Raw genomic sequence first — 24,606 nt, 5'->3', positions numbered from 1 at the left:
GCCGAGGTCAGTCGTGCCGAGTTCGGTCGTGCCGAGGTCAGTCGTGCCGAGTTCGGTCGTGCCGAGTCCAGTCGCGCCGAGACCGGTCGCGTTGAGGTCAGTCGACATGCGGCCACTCCAGCGTGATCCGGGTGCCCATGCCAGGGGCGGAAGTCACCACCGCCCGGCCACCGACCTCGGCCATCCGGCCCCGGATCGACTCGCGTACCCCGTACCGGTGCAGGGGGATGGTGGCCGGGTCGAAACCGGGACCGTCGTCGACCACCTCGACCACGATGCCGCCGTGGCTGCGGCCCAGCCGCACGGTTACGGTGGCGTCCGGCGCGTGCCGGGCCACGTTGGCCAGCGCGGCGGCGGTGGCGTCGACGAGGGCGGCGGTCACCCCGGCGGGTGCCGCGCAGGGCGGCAGCGTGGCGGTCACCCGCAACTGCGGGTGGGTGGCGAGCAGCGCGCGCAGGCCGGCGTCGGCGTCGACCGGGCCGGCGTCGGTCGGGCCGGCGTCGGTCGGATCGCCCACCGGGCCGGCCCGGGCGTGCGCGAGGCCGACCAGGGTACGCAGGTCGGCGGCGGCACGGTCGCGTAACGCCGCCGAGCCGGCCGGTAGGGCACCCAATCCGACCATGGTGAGCGTGGCCAGGACGGTGTCGTGCAGGTCCCGGTTCTGCCGCCGTTCGACCTCGCGGGCCGTGCGGGCCAGCACCACGTGCCGGCGCAGGCGCTGGAAGTCGGCGAAAGCGGTGTCGGCGCGGCCGATCCAGCGGCGCATCACCGCCGCCATCATCGCCGTGCAGGCCGTCTGCATGAGCAGGGTCGCCGCGTGCGCGCCGGCCTCGACGGTGTTGCCGGCGGCCGAGGTGCCGGCCGCGTATCCGGCGGTGACCAGCAGGCCGGCCGGCACCGACCAGCGGGCCGGCGCGGTGGCCTGCGCGTTGATCACGGTGGTGCTGGCCAGCACGGCGAGCCAGCTACCCTCGCCGGGCAGCACCTCCGGGGCGACCAGCAGCGGGGCCAGCAGGCTTGCCGCGACGGTGAACGTGACGTCCCCGGCGACGAGCCCCGGGCCGATGCCGACCCGCAGGGCGCGCGCCGAATACCACAGCGACCAGCCGGTGAGTGCGGCCACGGCGGCCAGCAGCAGCGGCACCCGCACCGGTGGGGTACGCACCGCCAGCGCGGTCACCGCACCGAACAGCCCGCAGGTCAGCCGCAGCAGCGCCGGCAGGGTGGTGAAGATGAGCTGGAGCGCGCCACCGGCCGGCCGGTCCAGCAACGACGGTGACGAGGTCGGAGCGGGCAGGGCCGACATCGGAGGGAGTGCGTCCTTCGGGCGGTGACCCGTCTGGGTCTGCTCGGCGGTGCATCGACGCCGGAGAATAACATGAGCAGCTCTAACTGTTCACCTTTGGTGTGCGGCGTGTCGCGTTGCGTTCGGTGAACATGCCGGTCGGCATCCGGTGCCGATCAGCGGCGGAGCCACTCCAGGGCGGCCGGCGCACCACCCAGCACCGACAGGTGCCCGTCGTCGTCGGTGATCCGCAGCTCGGCCGCCGGGCAGACCCCGGCCAACCAGCGGCTGTGGCTGGCCGGCACCACCCGGTCGCGCCCGCCGTGCAGCAGCAGCACCGGGACGGTCACCCGGGCCGGGTCGAAACCCCACGGGGTGACGTAGGCGAGGTCGTCGTCGACCAGGCCGTCCGGGCCGCCCCGCACCGCCGGACCCACCACCTCTTCGAGCCAGGCCCACGGCCCGGCCAGGGTGTCCAGGTCGGCCGGGGTGAACTCCGGGTCGTAGTCGGTGTCGGACGCCGCGTGCCGCTCCTTGACCGCCCGGCCCTGGGTGGCGGCCCGCAGTGACTCCTGCCCGGACGGCGTCATCCCGGCGAACCAGTCGAGCCCGGCCGCACCATAGGGGGCGAGGCCGGCGACGGCGACGACGGCGACCACCCGGTCGGGGTGCAACGCGCCGCTGGCCAGCGCGTGCGGTGCCCCGCCGGAGTGACCCACCGTGGCGAACCGGGGCAGGCCCAGCACGTCGGCGACCCGGGCGACGTCACCGGCGGCCGAGGCCACGTCCCGCCCGGGGCGTCGGGTCGAACCGCCGTAACCGGGCCGGTCGTAGGACACCCAGCGCAGGCCGAGCCGGTCGGCGGCGGCGAACAGCGGTGCCGGCGGTGCGCCGATGTTGGGGGTGCCGTGGTGCCAGACGACCGGCAGCCGGCCGGTGCCGTCGTCGCCGGTGTCGTAGACGTGCAGGGTGCCGCCGTCGGGCAGCGGCACGTCACGCTCGGTCAGCACGACGACTCCTCGACGGGTGGGCGGCTCACCGGTCGGCCCAGCCGGTCGGGTTCATGCAGGACTCCCGGGAAATGCCGGAGCCGGTTTGGGGCGACCCGCCGAAGCGCTGCTGGTGCAGGCGGGCGAAGAAGTAGCCCATGCCCTGGAGGTAGCCGTCGGGCAACGCCCAGGTCGGGTCGGCCCGGACCGCCTCGTAGAACTCCCGCCCGAGCGCCACCACGTGGCCCCGGCCATAGAGGAAGCCGTCGTCGGAACCGTCGATCACCGCGTGCACGTCGGCCCGGTCGATGTCGTACAGCTTGCGTTCGACGACCCGGTCGAGGGCGGTCAGCTCGGGACCGGACAGGTCGGCGCAGAGCTGGCCCAGCTGGTCGAGGAAGGCGTCCAGCCAGCCGTCGATCGCGTACACGCTGTCGTCGTCGGCGGCCCGGTCGCGGGTGAGCAGCGCCCGGCGCAGCGCGGCCGGCTCGGGGCCGAGCCGCTCCCAGGCGGCCTCCACCAGGCCCCAGAACCGGGCCTCCTCCTCGGCCGTGGGCAGCCGGTTCGCGGTTTCCGTGTCGCTCATGAGCAGCACCGTAGCGGGCCGCACCGACGTTCTCCGGGCATCCCCGCGTGCAGGTGCTGCGGACGTCGGGGCCGCCCACCCGGGCGGGCGGCCCCGCGAGCGTTCAGCGTGGTCCGCGAGGTACCGCGCGGACGAAGGTGGACCAGGCGGCCGGGGTGAACCGTAACGCCGGGCCGGACTGGTCCTTGCTGTCCCGTACGCCGATCAGGCCGGGCAGGTTGTCGGCCACCTCGACGCAGTCGCCACCGCTCCCGCCGCTGCGGGTGCTCTTGCGCCAGACGGCCCCGGCCAGGTCAGTCATGCTCGCTCCTCGATGATCGTCCCCGGCGACAGTAGGGGTACGCGCTCGCATAGCTGGGGCCTACTTGCTTCCTGTCACGTAGACCCCACGCCCGGGTTGGCCCACGACCAGGTCACGGTCGTGCAGGAGCGAGACGGCGCGGTATGCGGTGGCCACACTGACGTCGAACTGTTCGGCAAGCTCGCTGGTGCTGGGCAGCTTCGTTCCCGGTGTGAGCTCGCCGCTCTTGATCTTCGTGGTCAGCGTGTCGGCGATGCGTCGGTATTCGGCAGGTGCAGAGGGCATGGTTTCGGTCCCTTGGTTCGGCCCTGCCATCTGACCACGAGCCGACCAACGTCAGCAAGTGATGCAAGACAGTCACGCGATGGGCCGGATCCACCGTGACGACTACCTGTTGACCGCCGCACTGACGTTGGCCAGCCGACACCGACCGGTCTGGAGTTGGCGGCGCTGGCGCAGGGTGTGCCACTGCGGCGCGGAACTACCCTGCCGGGCGTGGTGCCACGTTTCGATCAGCCGGGCGGGCCGGCCTGCTGCCGGTGAGCTGCCATTGCTGGTCCGGTCGGCGTGGGAGTGCCTGGACCGGCACCGGCGCGGTCGCTGCGGGAGGTGTGCCGAGACCGGGTTCTGTCCGTTGGTGGAGGCCGCCCGGGGTCGGATCAGGCAGTGGCGCAGGTTCCGGCACGTCTGGGGACGGCGGTGATCGCCCCACCGCCGAAGGCGGGTGACCTGGTGGTCGTCGGCCGGGCGGCCAGTGTGCAGTTCGTCGCGCCGATCACCTGCCGGGTCATTCGGGTGCTGGACTGGATCACCTACGACGGATGGTGCTGGCTCGACGTCTACCAACTGGACGCGAAGGGGGACGCGGTGGCCCGGCGGTCGATCTTCGTACAGCCGGCGGGGTTGCAGGTGTCGCGGCCCGCACCGACGCCCCGGACCCCGAGCCCGGCGGGGAGGGCGCCGAACGTGCGGCGGGGGCCTCGGCCGGCAGGGGTGCCGCCGGTGCCGCGTCGGGCGGACCCCGGGGCGTCGGACGACCGGTCGTGGGTGACGTGATCGCGGTCGTGGGTGACGTGATCACTGTCGGAGGTGACGTGCGGTCAGGGAGTCGTGGGTGACGGGGTGTCAGGGGGTCGTCGTGGCGGCGAAGTAGGGCTCGGCCGCCTCCAGCCGGGGCACCCGCACACCCAGCCGGCGTGCCTCCGCCAGGGTGTCGCGGCAGACCGCGCGCAACTCCTCGGGGTTGGCGTGCGCCTGCGTCACCCGGCGCATCGGCGGGAAATGCCCCATCAGCCAGGACATGGCCGGTGCCGCCAGCCAGAGAGGCGCGGTGAAAGGCAGCAACTCGCCGCGGTGCCGCCGCAGATCGACGCCCCGGGCCTCGACGAGCGGCAGCAGCTCGCGGGTGGCGAGGATCGCCTCGCGGATGTCCCCGGTGGTCAGACCGGACAGTGAGCCCCGCCGCAGGCTCTGCGTGTGCAGGCCGGCGTTCTGGACGAAGTGGACCGACAGCCAGCCACGAAAGTCGGAATTCTCCCGGACCCTGAACCCTGCTCCCCGGAACACCTGGCGGACGGCCCGCTCGCGGTCGGTCGGCGGCCGGTCGAGCGTGCCGAGGAAGACCACCGGCAGCAGGGCCGCGCGCAGCACGCCGTCGTCGCCGAAACCGCCGCCGGCTCCAGGAAAGCCCCAGGCCAGCTGGTCGGCGGGGAGGTGTGCCGTCGCGGTCGACGGCTCGACCCACAGGTTGTTGAAGACGAGCACCGTGGCCCCGCCCACCCGGGGCCCGAGGAAGGCCGTAGCCTCGGCGAAGTTGTAGTGCTGCACGCTCAGCACGATCAGGTCGAAGTCGTGGTCGGGCTCCAACGATTCGCGGTAGCGCACCGGCCACTTCTCGACGACCCGCCTGCCCCACGGTCGCCGCCGCGCGTCGAGCAGATCGAGGTCGATCGCTTCCCCGTACGCCGCCGCCCGGTCCGGCCGGACGTAGAACTCGACGTGGTGCCCGGCCCGTTCCAGGGCCCATCCGTAGGTCGCGCTGATCACGCCCCGGCCGAACATCAAGATCTTCACGCGCACCTCAAGGGCTATAATCGGAGGCCATCTCCACTTCCAAAATATGGAGACAGTCTCCACTTGTCAACGCGAGGCCCCACATGACCGACGCCAAACCGCTGCGTGCCGACGCCAAACCGCCGCGCGCGGACGCCAAGCCGCTGCGTGCCGACGCCCGTCGCAACCGTGACGCCCTGATCGCCAAGGCCCGCGCACTCTTCGCCGACGGCTGCTTCGACCTGCGCTTCGACGACTTCGCCAAGCTGGCCGGGGTCGGCACCGGCACGCTCTACCGGCACTTCCCCACCCGGGAGGCCCTGGCCGAAGCGGTCTACCGGGAGGAACTCGGCGCGATGTGCGACCGGGCCCGGGAGTTGCAGGCCACCCTCCCCGCCGACGAGGCGCTGGCGTCCTTCCTGCGAGGTTTCGTGGCGCACCTGCACGCCCACGAGGGCCTCGCCCGTACCCTCTCCACGCTGATGGCCACCCACTCAGGCGTGCTGGCCGAGGGCGCCGAGGCTCTGGGCCGGGCCGTCGCCGACCTGCTGGCCGCCGCCGTCCGGGCCGGGACCGCCCGCGACGACGTGGGAGCCGGCGCGATCATGATGGCCCTCCAGGGCGTCTGCGCGGCCTACGGCCACCCCGCCTACCGACCCGACGCGGACGGGGTGATCACCCTCGTCCTCGCCGGCCTGCGCCCACCGGCGCGATGAGTGCGGCCCGCGCCCCTACCGCTGGTGGCGGGGGAACGCGGGCCGCACAGGAGGCCGGGGCGGGGTACGGGACGCTCGTGGCTGCCCGTACCCCGCCGATGGCTCAGGTGTCGTAGCGGCAGGTGCCGCCGGTGTTCGCCGTGCAGTCGTTGAGCTGGAGGCTGTCCAGGTTGATGGCCTGGTTGCCGGTGGTCGACTGGGTCGGCACGTTCACCGTGATCCGCACGCTGGCGGCGTTCGCCGGGGCGGTAGCGGTCGTCCGGTACTCCAGCCAGTTGCTGGCGAGCGTCTCGGTCGCCCCGGTGCTGGTCGACAGCAGGGTGCCGCCCGAGTTGTACCAGGCGAGCTGGAGTTGGGTGTTGACCGCCACGCCACTGCGCAACCGGGTGAACAACTTGTACGTCCGGCCGGCGGTGACCGTTGCCCGGTTCGTCAGCGAGATCGACGACGTGTTGGACGGCCCGGTGTAGGTGTTGAGCTGGACCGACCGGCGGCCGTCGAAGTAGGTGCAGGAGTTCGTCGAGATGCCGCAGGCGGGCGTCACCTGGTGCCAGCCGCCCGACGTGGTGAACGTCGACGTGCTGCTGCTCGGGGTGGCGGCCTCGACGGTGCGCTGTTCGGCGGTGAGCAGGTCGTTGTTCGCGCCCACGTCGCAGCAGACCGGGGCGGTCAGCATCGGATGGTTCGCGACGTTCACCTTCGCCGTCGACGGGCTCGGGTCGATGTAGAAGCTGGCCGACAGCTCACTCGGGTCGTAGTAGCTGCGGAACCCCGGGTCGGTGTTCCAGTTGTCCCACCAGCCGTACATGATGTCGGGGACGTAGGAGGCCCCCGTCTCGGCCATCCAGGCGTGCCCCGCGCCGAGGACGTGCAGCAGTTCGTGCCCGGCGACACCGGTGGTCCACGACTCGGTGACCGCCGAGCAGTGCACGCCGCTGGAGTTGCCGCCGGTCGGGCACTGGTAGGCGTCGGAGTTCGACGCGAAATCGGTGAAGACCAGGTAGATCCGGTTGCTGTCCTGGTATCCGGCGGAGACCAGGTCGCTGCGGACGGTGCTGGCGGGGGTGTTCGGGTTCGCCCCGGCGTCGATCTTCTCGGGAACGACCAGGGAGCGGGCGTAGCCGGCGTACGTGCTGGTGTCGTACCCGGTGCGGCAGCTGAAGTTGTAGTGCTGGTCGTAGTTGGTCGACTCGTCGAGCGCCCAGTCGATCCGGTCCACCACCTTGGCGATGTACTCGACGTTGGCCTCGTAGTTGTTGCCGACGCCGTCGTGCCAGGCGTAGATCACCTGGACGGCGGGGGTCGCCCCCGTCGGTGCGGCCGGGTTGGCGACGGTGGACTGGCAGCCGCGCTTGGGCACGGTGGGCATGCTCGGTTGCGCGTACGGCTGGGCCGCCTCGGTGCCTGGCCCCCAGGCCAGGGCAGCGGTGGGGGTGGAGACCACCGCGAGAGCGGTGGCCAGGGCGGCGGTGACGACGGCGGTGAGGGTACGCGGCCGTCGGGTCCGGAACGGGGACCGGGGCAAGGGTGCTCCTCGATTGGTGGGGACACTGCCGGTGGGCAGCGCTTTCCATCCAAACCGAGTGGCATGACATACATCAATGTAAATGAATGGTGAGCAAGGTCATTCCCAGGTCCTGGGTAGATGCTTGTCCTGGCGCACATAACGTGCAGTGAGCAACCGGTCACGATGGGCGTCGGCGGCGGAGTCGACTCACGCGGGCCACCCCGACCTGCCCGATCTTCGACCACCGCTCCGCGGGGCGGTGGATTCCCACCCGCGAGGCGTTGCTGTCAGCCGCGCTCCGGCCGCTGGCGGCAGAGGTACACGTCGTAGCCGCCGAGCTCGTACCGAGAAACCACGTCGACGCCGAGCGCCTGGGTGGACCGGGCGAAGTTGACCGACATCGCGCCCGACGAGGGAAGGACGTAGGCCACCCGAGCGGACCCACGGACCTGGTCCCGGTACGGTCGGTACCGATCGAGACCGGGCGACAGGTCCTCATCGAGGACGGCGCACCGCACCTGCTCCCGACTGCGGTAAGCGAGCCGGTTGCACGTCCAGTACCCGGAATAGACATGGCTGACGCCGGCCGTTCGCAGACCGTCCACAAGCCGCTGTTCGTCGTCGGCCTGAGCGGCGTAGTCGGACCGGTGGGCGATCAACTGCCCGGTGGCGACCGACAGACCGACGAAGAACGCACCAGCGAGTGCGATACAACCAGCGGCCAGGAATGCACCGCCCAGGCTCGGGCCGGTCACCCGTCGTCGGATTCCACCATGGTCGCCAGAGGTGCCGGACCCCACCCTGGCGACCACGGAGGCCGCACCGACCCACAACGGCCAGAGAACGGCTGGCAGCGACACCAGCCCATAGTGGAGGTAGCGGGCACTCTCGACGGGGGTCATCGCCGACGAGGAACTTGCGACATACGCGGCGAGGGTCATCGCGGCACCGGCGACGAGCGCCAGCCGGCCGGCGTGCACACGACGTTCAGCGCCGTCGGCGCGACGAAATGCGGCGACCGCGACGGCCGTTGCCGCCACCAGCAGGACAAGATAGGTCGGCCCCCACCACAGTTGCCAGGTGGCACAGTGGCTCGGCGCACACAACCCGGAGCTGAGCGGTAGGCCGACCAGGACCGCGCCGTGCAACCTGTCCGACCAGGCGGCCGGCTCGGTCGCACCACTCAGGGAAAGCAACACCAAAAACGAATCGGGACGGTCCAGGCGAAGGTTGAACACGATCAGTGGCGCTGCGCCGAGGAGGAATCCACAGACCGCCAGGGACACCCGACGTAGCGTCATCCCCGCCCGTCCCACCCATGCCACGAGCAGGACGGCGGCGGCAACGTACGGCAGGGCGAGCCAGTGGGTCCAGACGATGTAACCGGCCAACCCGCCCCACACGACGAGCATCGTCCTCGGCTTCTCCGGCCGCAGGACCAGCAGTGCGGACGCCAGCATGAGGCCGGCGACGGCGGTGGCGACGTCGGAATAGCCGCCGGCGCCGATGATCTGATCTTTCACCACCCGATCAGACCCGAACGCCAAGACTCCCGTGACGAAGACGGCGAACCAGGAAGAATAAAGGGTACGCGTCAACCGGAAAACGAGGAGGAGGAACACGGCGTACATGACGAGTGCCGGCAGCCGGAGGGTCCACCAGTGCGTGCCGAAAACCTGCACCAACGGAGCCGCAAGATAGGAATAGAAGGTGCCCATGTAGTCCTGGCCGTAAAAGAAGGTCGGCCAATCCCGGCCTTCTCCGATGTGCAGAGCGGCCAGGCCGGCGGTGCCCTCGTCGCTGTTGGCCGGCGGGACGTCCACAGCTATCAGAATCGCCCGGTAGACGACACCCACAAGGCCGAGAATTGCTGCCGTCCAACATGGAAGCGACTTCCGCAGGCGAATCCCCGCAGTGGCTCCCACTACCGTGTCTCCTGCGTTCCCCACCCGCCCGACGGGATTGTTGCTTTCCGCCAGCTTTGCCACGGCCCCCCTTTCCGAGCGGCGTCCACATCCCCATCGGGCCGTACCGGGCGATTCTGCCACAGCGTGCGGCGGGCACCGGCCGCTGCGGAGCGGTTGTCGTTGGCCTGCCCGGCCGGGCCGCAAAGGTGGGCGGTGGCTGCGACGCGCCCCATCGACTGAGGGAGGAGTATCTGTGCGCCCGGCAGGATTCGAACCTGCGGCCTTGGGATTAGAAGTCCCCTGCTCTATCCGCTGAGCTACGGGCGCGCGGCGTACGTGTCGCGCCAAGAGGGTACCGCCGACCCCCTGCCATCCGGGGGCACGGGTCGCGTCCGGACAGGCGTGATCAGCGTCGCACGACACCCCCCATCCGGGCACCCGGCTTCCGGCCGGCGCGTCGGCCCGTACCCTCGGTCCGTGCTGCTGGAACCGGACACCGAGAACGAGGTCGCCTACGAGCTGTGCCAGCTCCTGGGTCGGGCCATCCTGCCGGTCCATACGGCAGGTGACCCGGGCACGGCCTTCTTCCTCGACCACCCCGGGGGCGGTTTCCTGCTGACCGCCGACGTGGTCGCCGCGCAGGCGCGGTGGCTCGGCCTGCGGCCCAGCGTCACGGAGCCGACCGGCACGGCCGGGGAGTCGCTGACGCTTACGGACCTGCCGGCGCGGTGGGTGCGCGATGCCCGGCTCGGGGTGGCCGTCCTGCCGGCCGCCGCCCTGCACGGGTTCGCCGCCGGGCAGGGCTGGCGGTGGCGGGTGCAGCCGGTGCCGGCCGCGGTCGCCGTCCGGGCGGACGACCTGGCCGGCTTCGGTGCCGGGCCGGTCACCGCGATCGTGCTGGCCCTCGGCGTCGGCGTCGACGGCGCCCGACCGCTGGAGGTCGCCGTCGAGCGTGCCGTCCGCGACGGCGACGCGCTGCGCATCGCCGCCGCCCTCCCCGCCGGCTACGTCGGCGCCCCCGTCTTCGGGGTACGCCCCGACGCCGACGGGGAGATCGGCCTGCGCTGCCTCGGCGTGGTCCTGCCCGGGGACGGTGCACCCGGGGACGGGCATCCGGTGGCGACCCTCGACCGCGTGCTAGCCGCCCTCCCCGCCACCTGACCCGCCGCCGCGCCCGCCTAACCAGGCGGCGTGGTCGTCGACCCGGCCGCGGAAGGCGTCGGGCCGGCACCGAGGAACGCGTCGGCCCAGCGACCGACCTCGGTGAAGACCTGCTCGCGGACGGCGGGGCCGGACAGCACCAGGTCGTGCTTGCCGCCGTCGAAGCGGGTGACGGTGACGTGCCGGCCGAGTCGGGGCGCCCAGCGGACCATGTGTTCCACGTCCAGCACCGCGTCGGCCAGCGCCGCCGAGTCGTGCCAGCGGGTGCCCCGGAAACTCCGGGTCGAGCAGGCCACCAGTACCGGGATGGGGATGTCCAGCCCGGCGCGGAGCTGCCGTTGGGCGGTACGGATCGCGGTCAGCCAGCCGGCCCGGACGGGGAACCCGGCGAGCGGCTTCCAGGCCAGGTCGTACGTCCACTCGCCGCGATGGTCGGCGTGCAGGCTCTCGCCGTACACGGTGCCCAGGCCGAAGGGGAGGATGCGGTGCGGCGCGCGACGGCCCAGCCGGGCGACGGCCGCCGCGAGGGGTCGACGGACCACCCAGGGGGCGTTGAGGTCGAAGAAGGGGCTGTTGAGGACGAGCCCGTCGACTCTGCCGGCGTCGCGGCGGGCGTGCGCCCAGAGCGAGATGATCAGGCCGCCGGTGGAGTGGCCCATGGCGAGCAGGGTGTCGTGCCCGTCCTCGTCGCGGATGATCTTCGCGGCGGCGTCCAGCTCGGGGAAGTAGTCGCTCAGGTCGCGGCAGAAGTTCGGGGTCTGGTGGGGTAGCAGGCTGCGGCCGTACTTGCGCAGGTCGAGGGCGTAGAAGTCCCAACCGCGCTCGGCGTAGAAGTCGGCCAGGTGGGTCTGGAAGAAGTAGTCGACGAAGCCGTGCACGTAGAGCACCGCACGCCTGGTCGGGCGCTCGGCACGCCGCCGGACCAGCGTCGCGACCACCGGCCCCTCGTCGTCGGTGCCCAGGTCGATCGTCTGCCGCTCGTACGGCGGCCCCAGCACGTCCTGTTCCACGACCGCGACGCTACGCCCGCCGACTACCCGGCGGTAGCCCCGGTGCCGGGGTGGCCGAACCCCACGTCGACGCGACGGGTCGCCCCCGCCTGGCGTAACGCCTGGGCAGGGGCGACCCGGTGACCGGTCAGGCGGTTTCGGCGTCCACCCGGTGGGTGTCGTTGTCGGCGTCGAGGTCCGGCAGCGGCGCGGGGACGGGCTGGGCCATCTCCCGGATGTGCTTGTTGTGCCGGGGCTCCTGCTTGGTCTTGGCGTCGTTGAGCTTGCGGCGCAGGTCGTCCCGGGCGTCGTTGAGGGCGGCCCGCAGATCCTCCTCGCTCGACGTGGTGACGATCTTCTGCCGACCGGCGATCCAGCACTCCAGGGTGACCTTCTGCCCGCGCGCCTCCCGGTCCTTGACCGACACCTCCAGCTCGGTGGCGTCGGCGTGGAAGGCGGCCAGCCGGGCGTCCAGGGTGCCGAACTGCTCGACGATCCAGTTCCGGTCGCCCTGGGAGAAGCCCGCGCCCATCCGCAGGCACTCGGCCACGGTCGCCGGGTTCGTCACCGCGCTCATCGCCGCACCTCCCGCTCGGTGCGGACGGAACCGGTGGTACGGAGCGGGGTCCGAATCATCAGCACTGCCTTTCTCTTCGGACGTCGTGCCTGGTGGTACCTGGTTGATCAACTCATTACCCAGTCGGGGTCGACCTCACTCCGGGTAACGCCGTCTTCTCGGTGTCGTTGTCGCTCGATGCCGGTCGTTCCCTCCGATGCCGGTCGTCGCCCCGCCCCTGCGGTGGCCTCTGGTCCCATCCTGGTCCCGGCCCGGCAGGGTCCTCCAGGGCCGGTCGACCTAGCACGACGGGACCTTGATCAGGTCGTCGTCCACAGGCGCTCCGGTTGTCCACAGGGCGGGGCGCGGGGCTCGCATCGTCGCGCCGCGCGGGTCAGGCTCGGTCCCGAGTCGACTCGCCACCGCATCCGCAGGACCCCTGGGAGGGGGAACGATGTTTGACACTTATGTAACTATTGTCGGCAACGTACTGACCGCGCCGGAGTGGCGTCGTACCGCGCAGAGCAACATCCTGGTCGCCAACTTCAAGGTGGCCTCGACCGCCCGCCGCCTCAACCGGGACAGCGGCCGGTGGGTGGACGGCAACAGCCTCCGCGTCCGGGTCAACTGCTGGCGCAAGCTGGCCGAGGGGGTGGCCGCCTCCGTCATGGTCGGCGACCCGGTGGTGGTCGCCGGGCGGCTCTACACCCGCGACTGGACCGACGACGCCGGCAACCACCGGGTCCTCTACGAGTTGGAGGCGGTCGCGGTCGGCCACGACCTGTCCCGGGGTCGGTCCCGCTTCCTGCGCAACCGGCCGAGCATGGCCACCAGCGCGGTGGAGGACGACGAGGCGGCCCAGCGGGTGCAGGGTGAGCCGACCGAGCCGGTCCCGGTCGGGCAGGCTCCCGCCGGGCCCGACGACCGGCCCCTCGACGACGACTTCGAGCTGTCCGGCTTCGGCTTCCCGCGCGCCGGCCACGACCTGCCCGGCCACGACCTGCCCGGCAGCGGGTACGCCCCGGCGACCGACCCGTTCGACGACGAGCCCGACGACGACCTCACCCCGCTGCCCGACGACGGGACCGACACCGGTGACGACCCGACGGCCCGGTCCGGCGACTGGGCCGAGCCGCACCGATCGGGCGAACAGAGCCGGTCGGACGGGCCGGGCGTGCCCGGCGGCGCGGGGCGGTCGGGCGGCGAGGGGCAGCCCGACGACGCGGAGCAGCCGACCGACGGGGGGCAGCCGGGCGACGGGGACCGGTCCGGTGGCGCGGGCCGGTCGAGTGGTGCGGTGGCGACGCCGGGCGAGGTGGCCCTCGGTCCGGCGGGTCGGGCCCGACGTGGCCGGGGTCGGGTGCCGGCCCCCGCCTGAGCCGCCGGCCCGCGCCGGGGAAGGGGCGCGGGTCGCGGTGCGTACGAACGGGGGCGGGGTGGCGACGGCGACGTGGCCACCCCGCGTACGACTAGGCTGGCCGGCCGGAGGTGGTGCGGGTGGGGCGGCGCACAGCGGCGGCGGACGCGGTCGGCCTGGTGGCCGGGTACGCGCTGGACAGCCTGCTCGGCGATCCACGGCGCTGGCATCCGGTGGCCGGTTTCGGTCGGGCCGCCGGTGCCCTGGAACGTCGGGTCTACCGCGCCGATCGTCGGGCGGGAACGGTCTTCACCGCCGTGGCCGTGGGTGCGCCGGTGCTGCTCGGTGCGGTCGCCAGCCGGGCCACCCGGCGACACCCGGTGGCCCGGGCCCTGGTCGTGGCCGCCGGCACCTGGACCGTGCTCGGCGGTCGGACCCTGCGCCACGAGGCGACGGTGATGGGCACCGCCCTGCGCGCCGGTGACCTGCCGACGGCCCGGCACCGGCTTGGACACCTCTGCGGCCGGGACCCGTCCCGGCTCGACGAGAGCGAGTTGGCCCGCGCCACCGTCGAGTCGGTCGCCGAGAACACCTCCGACGCGGTGGTCGCCCCGCTGCTCTGGGGTGCCCTCGCCGGGCTGCCCGGGCTGCTCGGCTACCGGGCGGCCAACACCCTCGACGCGATGGTCGGGCACCGCTCACCCCGCTACGCCCGGTTCGGCACCCCGGCCGCCCGGCTCGACGACCTGCTCAACCTGGTGCCGGCCCGACTGACCGGGCTGCTCACCGTCGCCGCCGCGCCCACCGTGCACGGCGACCGGGAGCGGGCCTGGCAGGTCTGGCGACGGGACCGCCACGACCACCCCAGCCCCAACGCCGGGCAGTGCGAGGCGGCCATGGCCGGCGCGCTGGGCGTCCGGCTGGGCGGCCGCAACGTCTACTTCGGGCGGTCCGAGGTGCGACCGTTCCTCGGTGACGGCCCACGCCCCGAGGCCCGGCACCTGAAACGGGCCGGCCGGCTGTCCGGGACGGTCGGCCTGGCCGCCCTCGCGCTGGCTGCCGCCTGGCCGTTGACCGGCCGCCCGCTGGCCACCGCCGCCGGCCGCACCCTGCTGCGCCGACCGGCCCGGCAGATCGTCGCCCGTCTCGGCACCGCCGGCCGGGTGAGCGGACGGTGAGCGGAGGGCTGCTCGTCGCGGGCACCACCTCCGACGCGGGCAAGAGCGTGCTGACCGCCGGCATCTGCCGCTGGTTGCACCGGCAGGGGGTCGCCGTCGCGCCGTTCAAGGCGCAGAACATGTCGAACAACTCCGCCGTGGTGGTCGGCCCCGACGGGCGTGGCGGTGAGATCGGTCGGGCCCAGGCGATGCAGGCCGCCGCCTGTGGCCTCACCCCCGACCTGCGGTTCAACCCGGTGCTGCTCAAACCGGGCAGCGACCTGGCCAGTCAGGTGGTGCTGCTCGGGGAGGCCGTCGACACGGTCACCGCCGGCAACTTCCGTACCATGCGACCCAGGCTCGCCGAGACGGCGTACGCGGCTCTGGCCGAACTGCGGGCAACGTACGACGTGGTGATCTGTGAGGGGGCCGGCAGCCCCGCCGAGATCAACCTGCGGGCCGGCGACTACGTCAACATGGGGCTCGCCCGGCACGCCGGTCTGCCCACCATCGTGGTCGGCGACATCGACCGGGGCGGCGTGTTCGCCTCGATGTTCGGCACGGTCGCCCTGCTCGACCCCGCCGACCAGGCGCTGATCGCCGGCTTCGTGATCAACAAGTTCCGGGGCGATCTGGGTCTGCTCCGCCCCGGGCTCGACATGCTGCACCGGGTGACCGGCCGGCCCACCTACGGGGTGCTGCCCTGGCAGCTCGACCTGTGGCTCGACGCCGAGGACTCGCTGGCCTACGGGCGGGTGCTCGGCCGGCCCGCCGCCCCGTACGGCACCGAATGGCTCGACGTCGCGGTGGTCCGGCTGCCCCGGATCAGCAACGCCACCGACGTGGAGGCCCTCGCCACCGAGCCGGGGGTCCGGGTCCGGCTCACCGTCGAACCCGCCGAGCTGGCCGCCGCCGACCTGGTCGTCCTGCCCGGCTCCAAGTCCACCGTCGCCGACCTGGCCTGGCTGCGGGAGACCGGGCTCGCCGAGGCGGTCACCGCGCACGCCGCCGCCGGCCGGCCGCTGCTCGGCATCTGCGGCGGGTTCCAGATGCTGGCCACGGCCATCCACGACCCGGTGGAGAGCCGGCAGGGCAGCGTCCCCGGCCTGGGCCTGCTGCCCATCGAGATCACCTTCGATCCGGGCAAGACCGTCCGGCCCGCCGTCGGCACCGCCGCCGACGTCCCGGTGCGCGGCTACGAGATCCACCACGGGTTCGTCTCCGCCGCCGATCCGGCGCTGCCCCCGCTGCTGCACCACGCCGACGGCCGTCCCGAAGGCGCCCGGCTCGGCGCGGTGCACGGCACCCACTGGCACGGTGCGTTCGAGTCCGACGGGTTCCGCCGCCGGTTCCTCACCGAGGTGGCCCGGTCAGCCGGGCGGCACGGCTTCACGGTCGCACCCGACACCAGCTTCGCCGCCGCCCGCGAACGCTCCCTCGACCTGCTCGGTGACCTGGTCGAGGAGCACCTGGACACGGCCGCGCTGTGGCGGCTCGTCGAGACCGGCGCCCCCGCCGGCCTCCCGTTCATCCCGCCCGGCGCACCACCGACGAACTGACCGTCCCGCCCGCACCGGCCGGTCGCGGCGATCGTGCCGCCCGTGGCCCGGCCACCGGCGGGTCGTCAGAGCCGGATGTCGGCGGCCCCCGCCGGGCATCTTTCAGAGGCGGGCCTCGCCGTCACCGGCCCGCTCAGAGCCGGACGTCGGCGGGGCGGTCGGACAGGGGCAGCCCCGCCTCCCGCCACGCCTGCACACCGCCCGTCATGTCGGTGGCGTTGCGCAGGCCCAACGCCTGGAGGCTGGCCGCCGCCAGGCTGGAGCTGTAGCCGTGCCGGCACACCACCACGATCTCCCGGTCGTAGCCGGTCGACTCGGGGATGCGCCAGTCGCTGGCCGGGTCCAGCCGCCACTCCAGCACCGTCCGGTCGATGACGATCGCACCGGGCAGTTCCCCCTGCTCGTGGCGTTGACCCTCGGTACGCGTGTCGACCAGCAGCGCACCCGCCCGTACCGCCTCGACCGTCTGTTGAGGACTCAGCCGCCGCAGCCCGGCTCGGGCCTGTTCCAGCAGGGCGTCCACACCGGGACTCATCACGTCATTGAGCACGTCCAGATCATGCCCCGGCCCCCGCACCCCCGCCTGACGAACAGCACTCCCCACGGCGGAACCAGGCTCACGGGGGACACCCGCTAGCGTCACCGGTGTGACGGTGGCCCTGGTGGAGGCGTACGCGACGCTGGCCCGCCGGGTGCTCGGCGGACCCGCCCGGTTGGGGCGTACCCGACTGGTGGCCGTCGACGGGCCCAGCGGCGCGGGCAAGAGCGTGTTCACCGCGCGCCTCGCGGACGCCCTGGCCGCCCTGCCCGACGGCGGGCGGCCACCGGTGGTGCACACCGACGACCTGCTCGACGGCTGGGACGACCAGTTCACCTTCTGGACCCGGCTGGAACGACGGGTGCTCGCCCCGCTGCGGGCCGGCCGACCGGGGTCCTACCAGCGGTACAGCTGGGTGCGGCGGTCGTTCCTGCCCCGCGCGGTGCCGGTGCCGGTCGCGCCGGTGCTGCTGCTGGAGGGGGTGAGCGCGGCGCGGGCGGCGATCCGGCCGGAGCTGACCCTGTCGGTGCAGGTCACCGCCCCGGCCGGGCTGCGGCTGCGCCGCGCGCTGGACCGGGACGGGGTGCAGCTCCTGCCGGAGCTGCGGCGCTGGCACGCCGGGGAGGAGACCCACTTCGCCGCCGACCGGACGGCCGCCGCCGTGGACCTGGTGGTCGACGGGGCACCGACGCTGCCGCACGACCGGGACCACTACTACGTCCGCCGCCCGCCGTCCGCCGCCCCGGTCGACCCGGCCTGGCTCCGCTGACCCCGGTCTGACGCCCGTGCAGGGGACGGTCGCTGCCGGTTCCGGCTCGCCGGGTACCTCCCGGTAAGGCCGGCATACGATGCCGGTCATGACCTCACCGATCATGTCCGAGTCCGAGGTACGGGCCGCCGTCGCGCGGGAGCTGCCCGGTGTCCGTGCCGACCTCGAACGCCTCGTCCGCATCCCCGGCATCGCGTTCGAGGGCTTCGACCACTCGCACGTCGAGCGCTCCGCCGAGGCGGTCGCCGAGTTGCTGCGCGGCTGCGACCTCGACGTGCGGATCGTGCGGTCGGGCGGCCAACCCGCCGTGATCGGGACGAGGGCCGCCCCGCCCGGCGCACCCACCGTGCTGATGTACGCCCACCACGACGTGCAGCCCGTCGGCGACCTGTCGCTGTGGGAGTCCGAGCCGTTCGAGCCGGTCGAGCGGGACGGCCGCCTCTACGGGCGCGGCGCGGCCGACGACAAGGCCGGCATCATGGCGCACGTCGCCGCCCTGCGCGCCTTCGGTGACCGACTCCCGGTCGGCGTGGTGCTGTTCATCGAGGGTGAGGAGGAGTACGGCTCCGACTCGCTGGAGCGGCTGCTCGCCGAGCACCGGGAGGAGATCGCCTCGGACGTCATCGTGATCGCCGACTCCACCAACTGGGACGTGGGCGTACCGGCCCTGACCACCTCGCTGCGCGGCGTGGTCAACCTGTTCGTCGAGCTGCGCACCCTGGACCACGCGGTGCACAGCGGCATGTTCGGCGGTGCCGTGCCGGATGCGCTGACCGCGCTGGTGCGTCTGCTGGCGACCCTGCACGACGATGCCGGAGACGTGGCCGTCGCGGGCCTGACCAGCCGGACCGGTGCCGCCGTCGACTATCCGCAGGACCGGTTCCGGGCCGAGGCCGGGCTGGTCGAGGGGGTGTCGCTGATCGGCAGCGGCCGGATCACCGACCGGCTCTGGACGAGGCCGGCGTTGGCCGTGCTCGGCATCGACGCCCCGGCCACCGGTGAGGCACCGAACGCGCTGGTCCCGGCGGCGAAGGCCAAGCTGAGCGTACGGCTGGCGCCGGGTGACGACCCCAAGCGGGCGTACGACGCGGTGTGTGCCCATCTGGAGCAGCACGCCCCGTGGGGTGCCCGGGTGGCGGTGACCCTGGAGCACGACGGTGACCCGTGTGTCATCGACGCGTCGGGGCCGATGTTCGACGCGGCCCGCGCGGCGTTCCGGGCCGCCTGGGACGGCACCGAGCCGGTGGACATCGGCGTCGGCGGTTCGATCCCGTTCATCGCCACCTTCCAGGAGATGTTCCCGCAGGCGGCGATCCTGGTCACCGGGGTGGAGGACCCGCACGCGCGGGCGCACGGCCCGAACGAGAGCCTGCACCTCGGTGAGTTCGCCCGGGTCTGCCTGGCCGAGGCGCTGTTGCTGGCCGGGGTGGCCGAGCAGGGGCGGCAGGCCGGTTAGGCCGCGGAACCACAAATTTCGGGGTCGTTGTCGGAGTTTGCGGCGTGTCGGACGGCAGGCTGGTATAGCCTTTCGAACATGCGTACGAACGACGTGATGACGCGGCTGGAAGCCGCCGTGAGCGCTCTGGGAGACGTCGACGTCTCCGCGTGGCCCGAGGACACGCTCAAGGAACAGCTCGGCGAGCTTTCGGCGGTGTTGGTCGCCCTGGACGGGGTGTTGTCCCGGGTCGCCGACGGCGTCCGCGCCCGGGGTCTGCGCATCGAGGAGCCCGTCTCGGCCTGAGCCGTGGTCCGGGTGGTCACACCCGGTGCCGTTGGGGAGGACGGCCCGATCGGGACGGCCCGGGTACGGCAATACCCGGGTGATGTCGGGGGTGGCTGGCAGGATGAGGTGCGTGCGGTTCCTCGACCTGGCAGCCACCTCCGCGGCCGTCGCGGCCACCTCCGGCCGACGCGCCAAGGTGGAGTTGCTGGCTGGCGCGCTGCGGGCGCTCGACCCGTCCGAGGTGTCGGTCGGCTCCGGCTATCTCGCCGGTGAGCTGCGCCAGCGGCAGACCGGCGTGGGCTGGGCCAGCCTGCGCGAACTGCCGCCACCGGCCGCCGGGCCGACCCTGACCGTGACCGCTGTCGACGCGGCGATCGACGAGATCGCGGCCGTGCACGGCCCCGGTTCCCAGGCCCGCCGCCGGCACCTGCTCGCCGCCCTCCTGGGTGCCGCCACCGCCGACGAGCAGCGGCTGTTGGTCGACCTGTTCCGTGGCGAGCTGCGCCAGGGCGCCCAGGCGGGCCTGCTCGCCGACGCCATCGCCCGGGCCGCCGAGGTGCCGGTGACGGCGGTCCGCCGCGCCCTGCTGCTCGCCGGTGACCTGCGGGCCGTCGCGCTGGCCGCCCGCACCGGCGGGGCCGCCGCACTGGCCGGGTTCGGGCTCCAGGTGGGCCGGCCGCTCGCGCCGATGTTGGCCCAGAGCGCACCCTCGGTCGATGCCGCGCTCCAGGCCACCGGGGTCCCGGCGGTGGTCGACGTGAAACTCGACGGCATCCGCATCCAGGTGCACCGCAACGGCGACGACGTCGCGGTCTTCACCCGCAGCCTCGACGAGATCACCGACCGGGTGCCCGGCGTGGTGGCCGCCGTGCGTGCGTTGCCGGCCCGGGAGCTGGTGCTCGACGGCGAGGCGATCGGGTTGGACACCGCCGGCCGCCCGTTGCCGTTCCCGCAGACCTCCAGCCGGGCGGCCCGCCGGGCCACCGCCGTCGCGACCGCTGCGACCTCCGCCGACGCTGCGACTTCCGCCGACGCTGCGACCTCCGCCGACGGTGCGACCTCCGCCGACGGTGCCCCCGCCGCCAGCGCTGCGGCCGACGTGGCCCCGCTGGCCGAGGCGACCGCGCTCACGCCGTACTTCTTCGATCTGCTGCACCTCGACGGCGACGACCTGATCGACCTGCCCGGCCGGCAGCGGTGGGCCCGGCTCGCCGACGTGGTCGACGGGTCGCTGCTGGTCGGTCGGGTCGCGGTCGACGATCCCGAGCAGGCCGGCGCGGCGTTCGCCGCCGCGCTCGACGCCGGTCAGGAGGGGGTGGTGGTCAAGTCTCCGGACGCCCCCTACGACGCCGGTCGCCGGGGCACGGCCTGGGTCAAGGTCAAGCCCCGGCACACCCTCGACCTGGTCGTGCTGGCGGTGGAGTGGGGCAGCGGCCGGCGGGAGGGTTGGCTGTCCAACCTCCATCTCGGGGCGAGGGATCCGCGCACCGGTGAGTTCGTCATGCTCGGCAAGACCTTCAAGGGGCTCACCGACGAGTTGCTGCGCTGGCAGACCGAACGCTTCCTCGGGCTGGCCGTGGAGCGCGGCGACTGGGTGGTGCGGGTCCGCCCCGAGCAGGTGGTCGAGATCGCCTTCGACGGGGTGCTCGCCAGCACCCGCTACCCGGGCGGGGTGGCGCTGCGGTTCGCCCGGGTGCTGCGTTACCGCGACGACAAGTCGGCTGCCGAGGCCGACACCATCGACACGGTCCGGGCACTGCACGCCGGACGGCTCACCGGCTGAGCCGCACCCGGTGGGACGCCGGTCAGAGCGTGGACAGCGACCGGGCGTAGTTGACCTGGTTGTTGATCTGCTGGACCTGCGCCTGGTCGACGACCGGGATGCGGGCCACGTACTGGTGTCCGCCGTTGGTCACCGTCACCTGCACGGTGCCGTGGTGCCGCGTCTCCTTGATCAGCAGGAAGAGCAGGCTGAAGATGGTCAGGCAGAAGAAGCCGAGGATGGCGCAGACGATCGCCCAACTGGCGATCTTCTCCTCCCGCTGCCAGTAGTCGGCCACGTACCAGGTGGCGCCGGCCAGGGGCAGCACGCCGGTCGGGGTGCGGATCACCGGCGGGGTGACCATGATCTCGCCGATCTGCACCGCCACCGGCTGCTGACCACCCATCGCCCCCGGCGGCGGGGTGAAGCGCGGCGGGTACGGCCCCGGCTGGCCCATCGACGCGGCGTACGGGTCGACCCCGGCCGGCGCCGGGAACGGCGCCGGTGACGTGGCGAACTGGGCCGGTGGGGCCGAGAACTGGTCTGGCGATGCGGAGAACCGTGCGGGCGGGGCCGAGTACGGTCCGCCGCCCATCGACGGGGTGGAGAGGTCGACCGGCGCCGCCGGGGGAGGTGCGGTCGGGAACGGGGCCGTGGGAGGTGTCTGCTGCGCCGGGGCCGGGGCACGTCCGGCGACGGCGCCCAGGGATCGTAGGCGGGGTTCGCCGGCGTGGGCGGATCGGACGGGTACGACGGGGCGGGGTCGGAGGTCACCGCGACACCTCACGCGCGTTGAACATCCTGCGGACCATACAGCGTCCGGCGTCGCCCCGCGTTCCGGTGTGGTGCCGTGTTCCGGTGTGGTGCCGTGTTCCGGCGTGGTGCCGCGTTTCGGCGTCGCCCGGTGTTCCGGCGTTGCCTCGTGTCCCGGCGTGGTGCCGGCCTGTCGGCCCGGCCGGGTAGATGCCTGTCGTGCGTCCTTTCGAGGTGATGACGAGAACGAGTCAGGCCTACCGGGGCGTGATGGGCCGAGTCGCACGGTCCCGGCGGTCGACCGGTTGATGCTGTGACGTCATCAGCTCGAAAGGACGCGCACCTATGATGCGCCGCCCCCGGCTGGTGCCAGCTCCGCCGGCGGTGGGGCGGCGCGAGTCGGCTGGGACCCGCACCGTCCGTCCGGTGGAACCGACCCGGTCGGCCAAGCCTGGTCGGCAGTGGAGTGCCTGGCGCTGCGGGAGGGGACCGTTCAGCGGGGATCGCGGCCAGGCGGGGGTGCCGGTCGGGCGAAAGTGCCGGTCGGGCGAAAGTGCCGGTCGGGCGGTCAGGCGGGGGTGACGGGTTCGGCGGCTCGGTCGACGGGCGGCTTCGGGGCGTCCAGGCCGGCGGCGCGGCGGGCCTCCCGCCGGGCCACCCAGCCGTAGCCGAAGAGCGTCATCGCGGCGAACAACCACCACTGGACGACGTAGCCGAAGTTCTGCCAGTTGTTGGTGTGCCCGATCGGCACCGCCCGGAACGTCGGGTCGTTCGCCGGGGTCTGCTCGTCGAGCAGCAGGTACGCCCCGTGCAGCGGGTACGGCAACTCCCGGGCCAGCTTGTCCACGGTCACCCGGCGGGTCTCCAACCGGCCGTCGCGCCGGTCCACCCCGTTGCCGCCGCTCTCGGTGGGGTGCACCCGGCCGACGACGGTCACCGTGCCGGTCGGCAGTGCCGGCACCTCGGGCATCGCCAGCGCGCCGCCGGGTGCCGGGGGGACCCAACCCCGGTCGACCAGCACCGCCGTGCCGTCGTCGAGCACCAGCGGGGCGAGCACCTCGAAGCCGACCCTGCTCTCCACCGTGCGGCCCCGGACCAGGACGACGTTCGCGGCGTCGTACCGGCCGCTGACGGTGACCCGGCTCCATTCGTCCTGCTCGGCGGGGGCTGGGCCGACCGTGCCCGCGCCGCCGGTCGGGGCGGGCAGCGTCGACCGTAGCGGTGCGGGGGTGCCCGCGGTGCCGGCGTCGATGCGTTCGTTGACGGCGGTGCGCTCCCGGTAGCGGTCCAGCTGCCAGTTGCCGAGCAGCACCATGACGGCGGCGGCGACCAGGGTCAGCGCGAGGATGCCCAGCCAGCGTGGGGTCAGCAGGAACCGGTACACAGCACGAGGCTACCCGTATGACCGGGGCCACCCTCCGCGACGGCCCGGGACCGGCCCGGGTGGCACCGGATCGGCGGTCCCACCTGTTGATGCGGGCGGGTATGGTCACGCGAGCGGATCGCCGCCGGTGTTCCTGGCGGCCGTCCGGGTCACCGTCCGTCACCACCGAGGAGTCGATGATGACTGCCGTGCCGCGCCTCGTGTTCAGCGCGCCGTCCTCCGGTCACGGCACCAATGCGCTCTCCGTCGGCCTGCTGGCGGCGCTGGCCGACCGGGGCTCGACGTCGCCGGTTTCAAGGTCGGCCCGGACCACGTGGACGCCGCGTACCTCGGCCTGGCGGCCGGCCGTCCCGGTCGCAACCTCGATCCCCGGCTGATCGGGGCCGACCGCCTCGGGCCGCTCTTCGCCCACGGCGCGCAGGGTGCCGCGCTGGCCCTGGTCCAGGGCACCATGGGGCTGTACGACTCGGTCGCCGGCCGCCCCGAGGCGGAGTCCACCGCCGCGGTCGCGACCGCCCTGCGCAGCCCCGTCGTGCTGGTGGTCGACGTGGCGGCGATGGGGCAGTCGGTGGCGGCCCTGGTGCACGGTTTCCGCTCGTACGACGAGCAGCTCTGGTTGGGTGGGGTGATCCTCACCCAGGTCGCCTCCGGCCGGCACGAGTCCATGCTGCGGGAGGCGCTCGACGATGTCGGGGTGCCGGTCTACGGGGCGTTGCGCCGCCACGAGCTGCCCCCGGTGCTGCCTGCGCGCCGGCACGGCGTGGTGCCGGTCCTCGCCCGCGACGCGGAGGCGACCCGGGCGGTCCGCCGGCTCGGTGAGGCGGTCGCCGGCACGGTCGATCTGGAGCGCCTGCTCGCGCTGGCCCGCTCTGCTCCGGCGCTGTCCGTCGCGGCCTGGTCGCCGGCCACCGGGACCCCGGTGGCGGACGCGCCGGTGGTGGCGCTGGCCGGGGGGCCCGGCGGCAGCTACGGCCACCCGGAGACCGCCGAGCTGCTGCGGGCCGTCGGGGCGCAGGTGGTCACCGTCGACCCGCTGCGCGACGAGGCGCTGCCCGCCGGGACCCGCGCGCTTGTCGTCGGGGGTGCGCTACCCGAGTCGTACGCGCGGGACCTGTCGGCCAACCGGCGGCTCTGCATCGCGGTGGCCGAGCTGGCCCGTACCGGCCGCCCGGTGCTCGCCGAGGGCACCGGCCTGCTGTGGCTGGCCCGGGAACTGGACGGGTTGCCGATGTGCGGGGTGCTGGACGCCATCGGCGCGAGCCGGGACGGTCTGGTGGTGGGCTACCGGGAGGCGACCGCCCAGTCCGACAGCGTGGTCGCCCGGGCGGGTGCGACGGTGGTGGGCTACAAGCAGCACGGCGCGGTGCTCACCCCCCGGTCCGGGCCACGGGCGGCCTGGAGCTGGGAGGGTGGCACGCCCGAGGGTTTCGTCTGGCGGGGGGTGCACGCCTCCCAGCTCGGCCTGCACTGGGTGGCGTACCCCGAGATCGCGACCCGGTTGGTGACGGCGGCGGCGCTGCCGTCGCCGGTCGAGGGCGTCGCCGCCCCGGCCTGA

General features: G+C 73.4%; 25 protein-coding genes and 1 tRNA gene. 12 read left to right on the top strand and 14 right to left on the bottom strand.

The window, feature by feature from the left end:
- Positions 1-97: 97 nt before the first annotated feature.
- From J7462_RS13470 to J7462_RS13450, 5 genes are all read right to left on the bottom strand, one after another.
- Positions 98-1,306, bottom strand: a complete 1,209-nt coding sequence (locus J7462_RS13470; RefSeq protein ID WP_219464369.1) for a sensor histidine kinase — start codon at positions 1,304-1,306, stop codon at positions 98-100.
- 155 nt (positions 1,307-1,461) lie between these two features.
- Positions 1,462-2,295 carry an alpha/beta hydrolase gene (locus J7462_RS13465; RefSeq protein WP_308290892.1) on the bottom strand — a complete coding sequence of 278 codons (834 nt, stop codon included), beginning with the start codon at positions 2,293-2,295 and terminating at the stop codon, positions 1,462-1,464.
- Positions 2,296-2,320: 25 nt separating this feature from the next.
- Entirely contained in the window at positions 2,321-2,860 is a 540-nt protein-coding gene (locus J7462_RS13460) for a DUF4240 domain-containing protein (RefSeq protein WP_219464366.1), read from the bottom strand.
- Between the two features lie 103 nt (positions 2,861-2,963).
- Positions 2,964-3,161: a DUF397 domain-containing protein gene (locus J7462_RS13455; protein ID WP_219464365.1), complete on the bottom strand. Its 198-nt coding sequence runs from the start codon at positions 3,159-3,161 to the stop codon at positions 2,964-2,966.
- 60 nt (positions 3,162-3,221) lie between these two features.
- Entirely contained in the window at positions 3,222-3,446 is a 225-nt protein-coding gene (locus J7462_RS13450; protein WP_219464364.1) for a winged helix-turn-helix domain-containing protein, read from the bottom strand.
- Positions 3,447-3,863: 417 nt separating this feature from the next.
- Here J7462_RS13450 and J7462_RS13445 point away from each other — a divergent pair, with 417 nt between their 5' ends.
- Complete coding sequence (locus tag J7462_RS13445; protein ID WP_219470312.1) at positions 3,864-4,217, top strand: hypothetical protein; 354 nt, start codon at positions 3,864-3,866, stop codon at positions 4,215-4,217.
- Positions 4,218-4,286: 69 nt separating this feature from the next.
- On the opposite strand, the gene J7462_RS13440 is transcribed toward J7462_RS13445, so the two are convergent.
- Entirely contained in the window at positions 4,287-5,240 is a 954-nt protein-coding gene (locus J7462_RS13440) for a 2-dehydropantoate 2-reductase N-terminal domain-containing protein (RefSeq protein WP_308290890.1), read from the bottom strand.
- 77 nt (positions 5,241-5,317) lie between these two features.
- Here J7462_RS13440 and J7462_RS13435 point away from each other — a divergent pair, with 77 nt between their 5' ends.
- On the top strand, positions 5,318-5,929 hold the full coding sequence (locus J7462_RS13435; protein ID WP_219464362.1) for a TetR/AcrR family transcriptional regulator: 612 nt from the start codon (positions 5,318-5,320) through the stop codon (positions 5,927-5,929).
- A gap of 103 nt (positions 5,930-6,032) precedes the next feature.
- Here the strand turns inward: J7462_RS13435 and J7462_RS13430 are convergent, their stop codons facing one another.
- The 3 genes from J7462_RS13430 to J7462_RS13420 all read right to left on the bottom strand — a co-directional run bounded on the left by J7462_RS13430 (position 6,033) and on the right by J7462_RS13420 (position 9,670).
- Positions 6,033-7,454, bottom strand: a complete 1,422-nt coding sequence (locus J7462_RS13430) for a hypothetical protein (protein ID WP_219464360.1) — start codon at positions 7,452-7,454, stop codon at positions 6,033-6,035.
- A 269-nt stretch (positions 7,455-7,723) separates the two neighbouring features.
- Complete coding sequence (locus J7462_RS13425) at positions 7,724-9,292, bottom strand: glycosyltransferase family 39 protein (RefSeq protein ID WP_219464359.1); 1,569 nt, start codon at positions 9,290-9,292, stop codon at positions 7,724-7,726.
- 305 nt (positions 9,293-9,597) lie between these two features.
- Positions 9,598-9,670, bottom strand: a tRNA-Arg gene (locus J7462_RS13420).
- 150 nt (positions 9,671-9,820) lie between these two features.
- Between J7462_RS13420 and J7462_RS13415 the strand changes: the two genes are divergently transcribed.
- Positions 9,821-10,504, top strand: a complete 684-nt coding sequence (locus J7462_RS13415; RefSeq protein WP_219464358.1) for a hypothetical protein — start codon at positions 9,821-9,823, stop codon at positions 10,502-10,504.
- Between the two features lie 17 nt (positions 10,505-10,521).
- Here the strand turns inward: J7462_RS13415 and J7462_RS13410 are convergent, their stop codons facing one another.
- Together J7462_RS13410 and J7462_RS13405 are read right to left on the bottom strand one after the other, a co-directional pair.
- Positions 10,522-11,514 carry an alpha/beta hydrolase gene (locus tag J7462_RS13410; protein ID WP_219464357.1) on the bottom strand — a complete coding sequence of 331 codons (993 nt, stop codon included), beginning with the start codon at positions 11,512-11,514 and terminating at the stop codon, positions 10,522-10,524.
- Between the two features lie 127 nt (positions 11,515-11,641).
- On the bottom strand, positions 11,642-12,070 hold the full coding sequence (locus tag J7462_RS13405; protein ID WP_219464356.1) for an HPF/RaiA family ribosome-associated protein: 429 nt from the start codon (positions 12,068-12,070) through the stop codon (positions 11,642-11,644).
- A 433-nt stretch (positions 12,071-12,503) separates the two neighbouring features.
- On the opposite strand from J7462_RS13405, the gene J7462_RS13400 reads away from it, so the two are divergent.
- The 3 genes from J7462_RS13400 (at position 12,504) to J7462_RS13390 (ending at position 16,122) form a co-directional block, all read left to right on the top strand.
- Positions 12,504-13,427 carry a single-stranded DNA-binding protein gene (locus tag J7462_RS13400; protein WP_219464355.1) on the top strand — a complete coding sequence of 308 codons (924 nt, stop codon included), beginning with the start codon at positions 12,504-12,506 and terminating at the stop codon, positions 13,425-13,427.
- Positions 13,428-13,546: 119 nt separating this feature from the next.
- Positions 13,547-14,584 (top strand): cobalamin biosynthesis protein, encoded by a 1,038-nt coding sequence (locus tag J7462_RS13395; protein ID WP_219464353.1) that lies wholly within the window; start codon positions 13,547-13,549, stop codon positions 14,582-14,584.
- Positions 14,581-16,122, top strand: coding sequence for a cobyric acid synthase (locus J7462_RS13390; protein WP_219464352.1), 1,542 nt, complete (start codon positions 14,581-14,583; stop codon positions 16,120-16,122). The genes J7462_RS13395 and J7462_RS13390 overlap by 4 nt, the downstream gene beginning before the upstream one ends.
- Positions 16,123-16,255: 133 nt before the next feature.
- Here J7462_RS13390 and J7462_RS13385 read toward each other — a convergent pair whose 3' ends face one another.
- The gene (locus tag J7462_RS13385) at positions 16,256-16,657 is read right to left on the bottom strand and encodes a rhodanese-like domain-containing protein (RefSeq protein ID WP_219470309.1); all 402 of its coding nucleotides are present in this window, start codon (positions 16,655-16,657) and stop codon (positions 16,256-16,258) included.
- Between the two features lie 112 nt (positions 16,658-16,769).
- Here J7462_RS13385 and J7462_RS13380 point away from each other — a divergent pair, with 112 nt between their 5' ends.
- The 4 genes from J7462_RS13380 to J7462_RS13365 all read left to right on the top strand — a co-directional run bounded on the left by J7462_RS13380 (position 16,770) and on the right by J7462_RS13365 (position 20,935).
- On the top strand, positions 16,770-17,429 hold the full coding sequence (locus tag J7462_RS13380; protein ID WP_219464351.1) for a uridine kinase: 660 nt from the start codon (positions 16,770-16,772) through the stop codon (positions 17,427-17,429).
- Between the two features lie 103 nt (positions 17,430-17,532).
- A complete protein-coding gene (locus J7462_RS13375) occupies positions 17,533-18,885 on the top strand; it encodes a dipeptidase (protein WP_208570482.1) in 1,353 nt (450 codons plus the stop codon).
- A gap of 78 nt (positions 18,886-18,963) precedes the next feature.
- Positions 18,964-19,170, top strand: coding sequence for a hypothetical protein (locus tag J7462_RS13370; protein ID WP_208570443.1), 207 nt, complete (start codon positions 18,964-18,966; stop codon positions 19,168-19,170).
- A 103-nt stretch (positions 19,171-19,273) separates the two neighbouring features.
- Positions 19,274-20,935, top strand: a complete 1,662-nt coding sequence (locus J7462_RS13365; protein WP_255597711.1) for an ATP-dependent DNA ligase — start codon at positions 19,274-19,276, stop codon at positions 20,933-20,935.
- Positions 20,936-20,957: 22 nt separating this feature from the next.
- Here the strand turns inward: J7462_RS13365 and J7462_RS13360 are convergent, their stop codons facing one another.
- A complete protein-coding gene (locus J7462_RS13360; RefSeq protein WP_255597710.1) occupies positions 20,958-21,509 on the bottom strand; it encodes a hypothetical protein in 552 nt (183 codons plus the stop codon).
- A gap of 726 nt (positions 21,510-22,235) precedes the next feature.
- Positions 22,236-23,051: an SURF1 family protein gene (locus J7462_RS13355; RefSeq protein WP_219464349.1), complete on the bottom strand. Its 816-nt coding sequence runs from the start codon at positions 23,049-23,051 to the stop codon at positions 22,236-22,238.
- Positions 23,052-23,230: 179 nt separating this feature from the next.
- On the opposite strand from J7462_RS13355, the gene J7462_RS33620 reads away from it, so the two are divergent.
- Both J7462_RS33620 and J7462_RS13350 read left to right on the top strand, forming a co-directional pair.
- Positions 23,231-23,428 (top strand): hypothetical protein, encoded by a 198-nt coding sequence (locus J7462_RS33620; RefSeq protein ID WP_374197520.1) that lies wholly within the window; start codon positions 23,231-23,233, stop codon positions 23,426-23,428.
- Positions 23,365-24,606, top strand: coding sequence for a cobyrinate a,c-diamide synthase (locus tag J7462_RS13350; protein WP_374197519.1), 1,242 nt, complete (start codon positions 23,365-23,367; stop codon positions 24,604-24,606). The genes J7462_RS33620 and J7462_RS13350 overlap by 64 nt, the downstream gene beginning before the upstream one ends.

Origin of the sequence: Micromonospora sp. RL09-050-HVF-A, assembly GCF_019374995.1 — a bacterium.
GTDB classification, from domain to species: Bacteria; Actinomycetota; Actinomycetes; order Mycobacteriales; family Micromonosporaceae; genus Micromonospora; species Micromonospora antibiotica.
The sequence above is the reverse complement of the archived record's forward strand: the minus strand, read 5'-3'. Positions and strand labels throughout refer to the sequence as shown.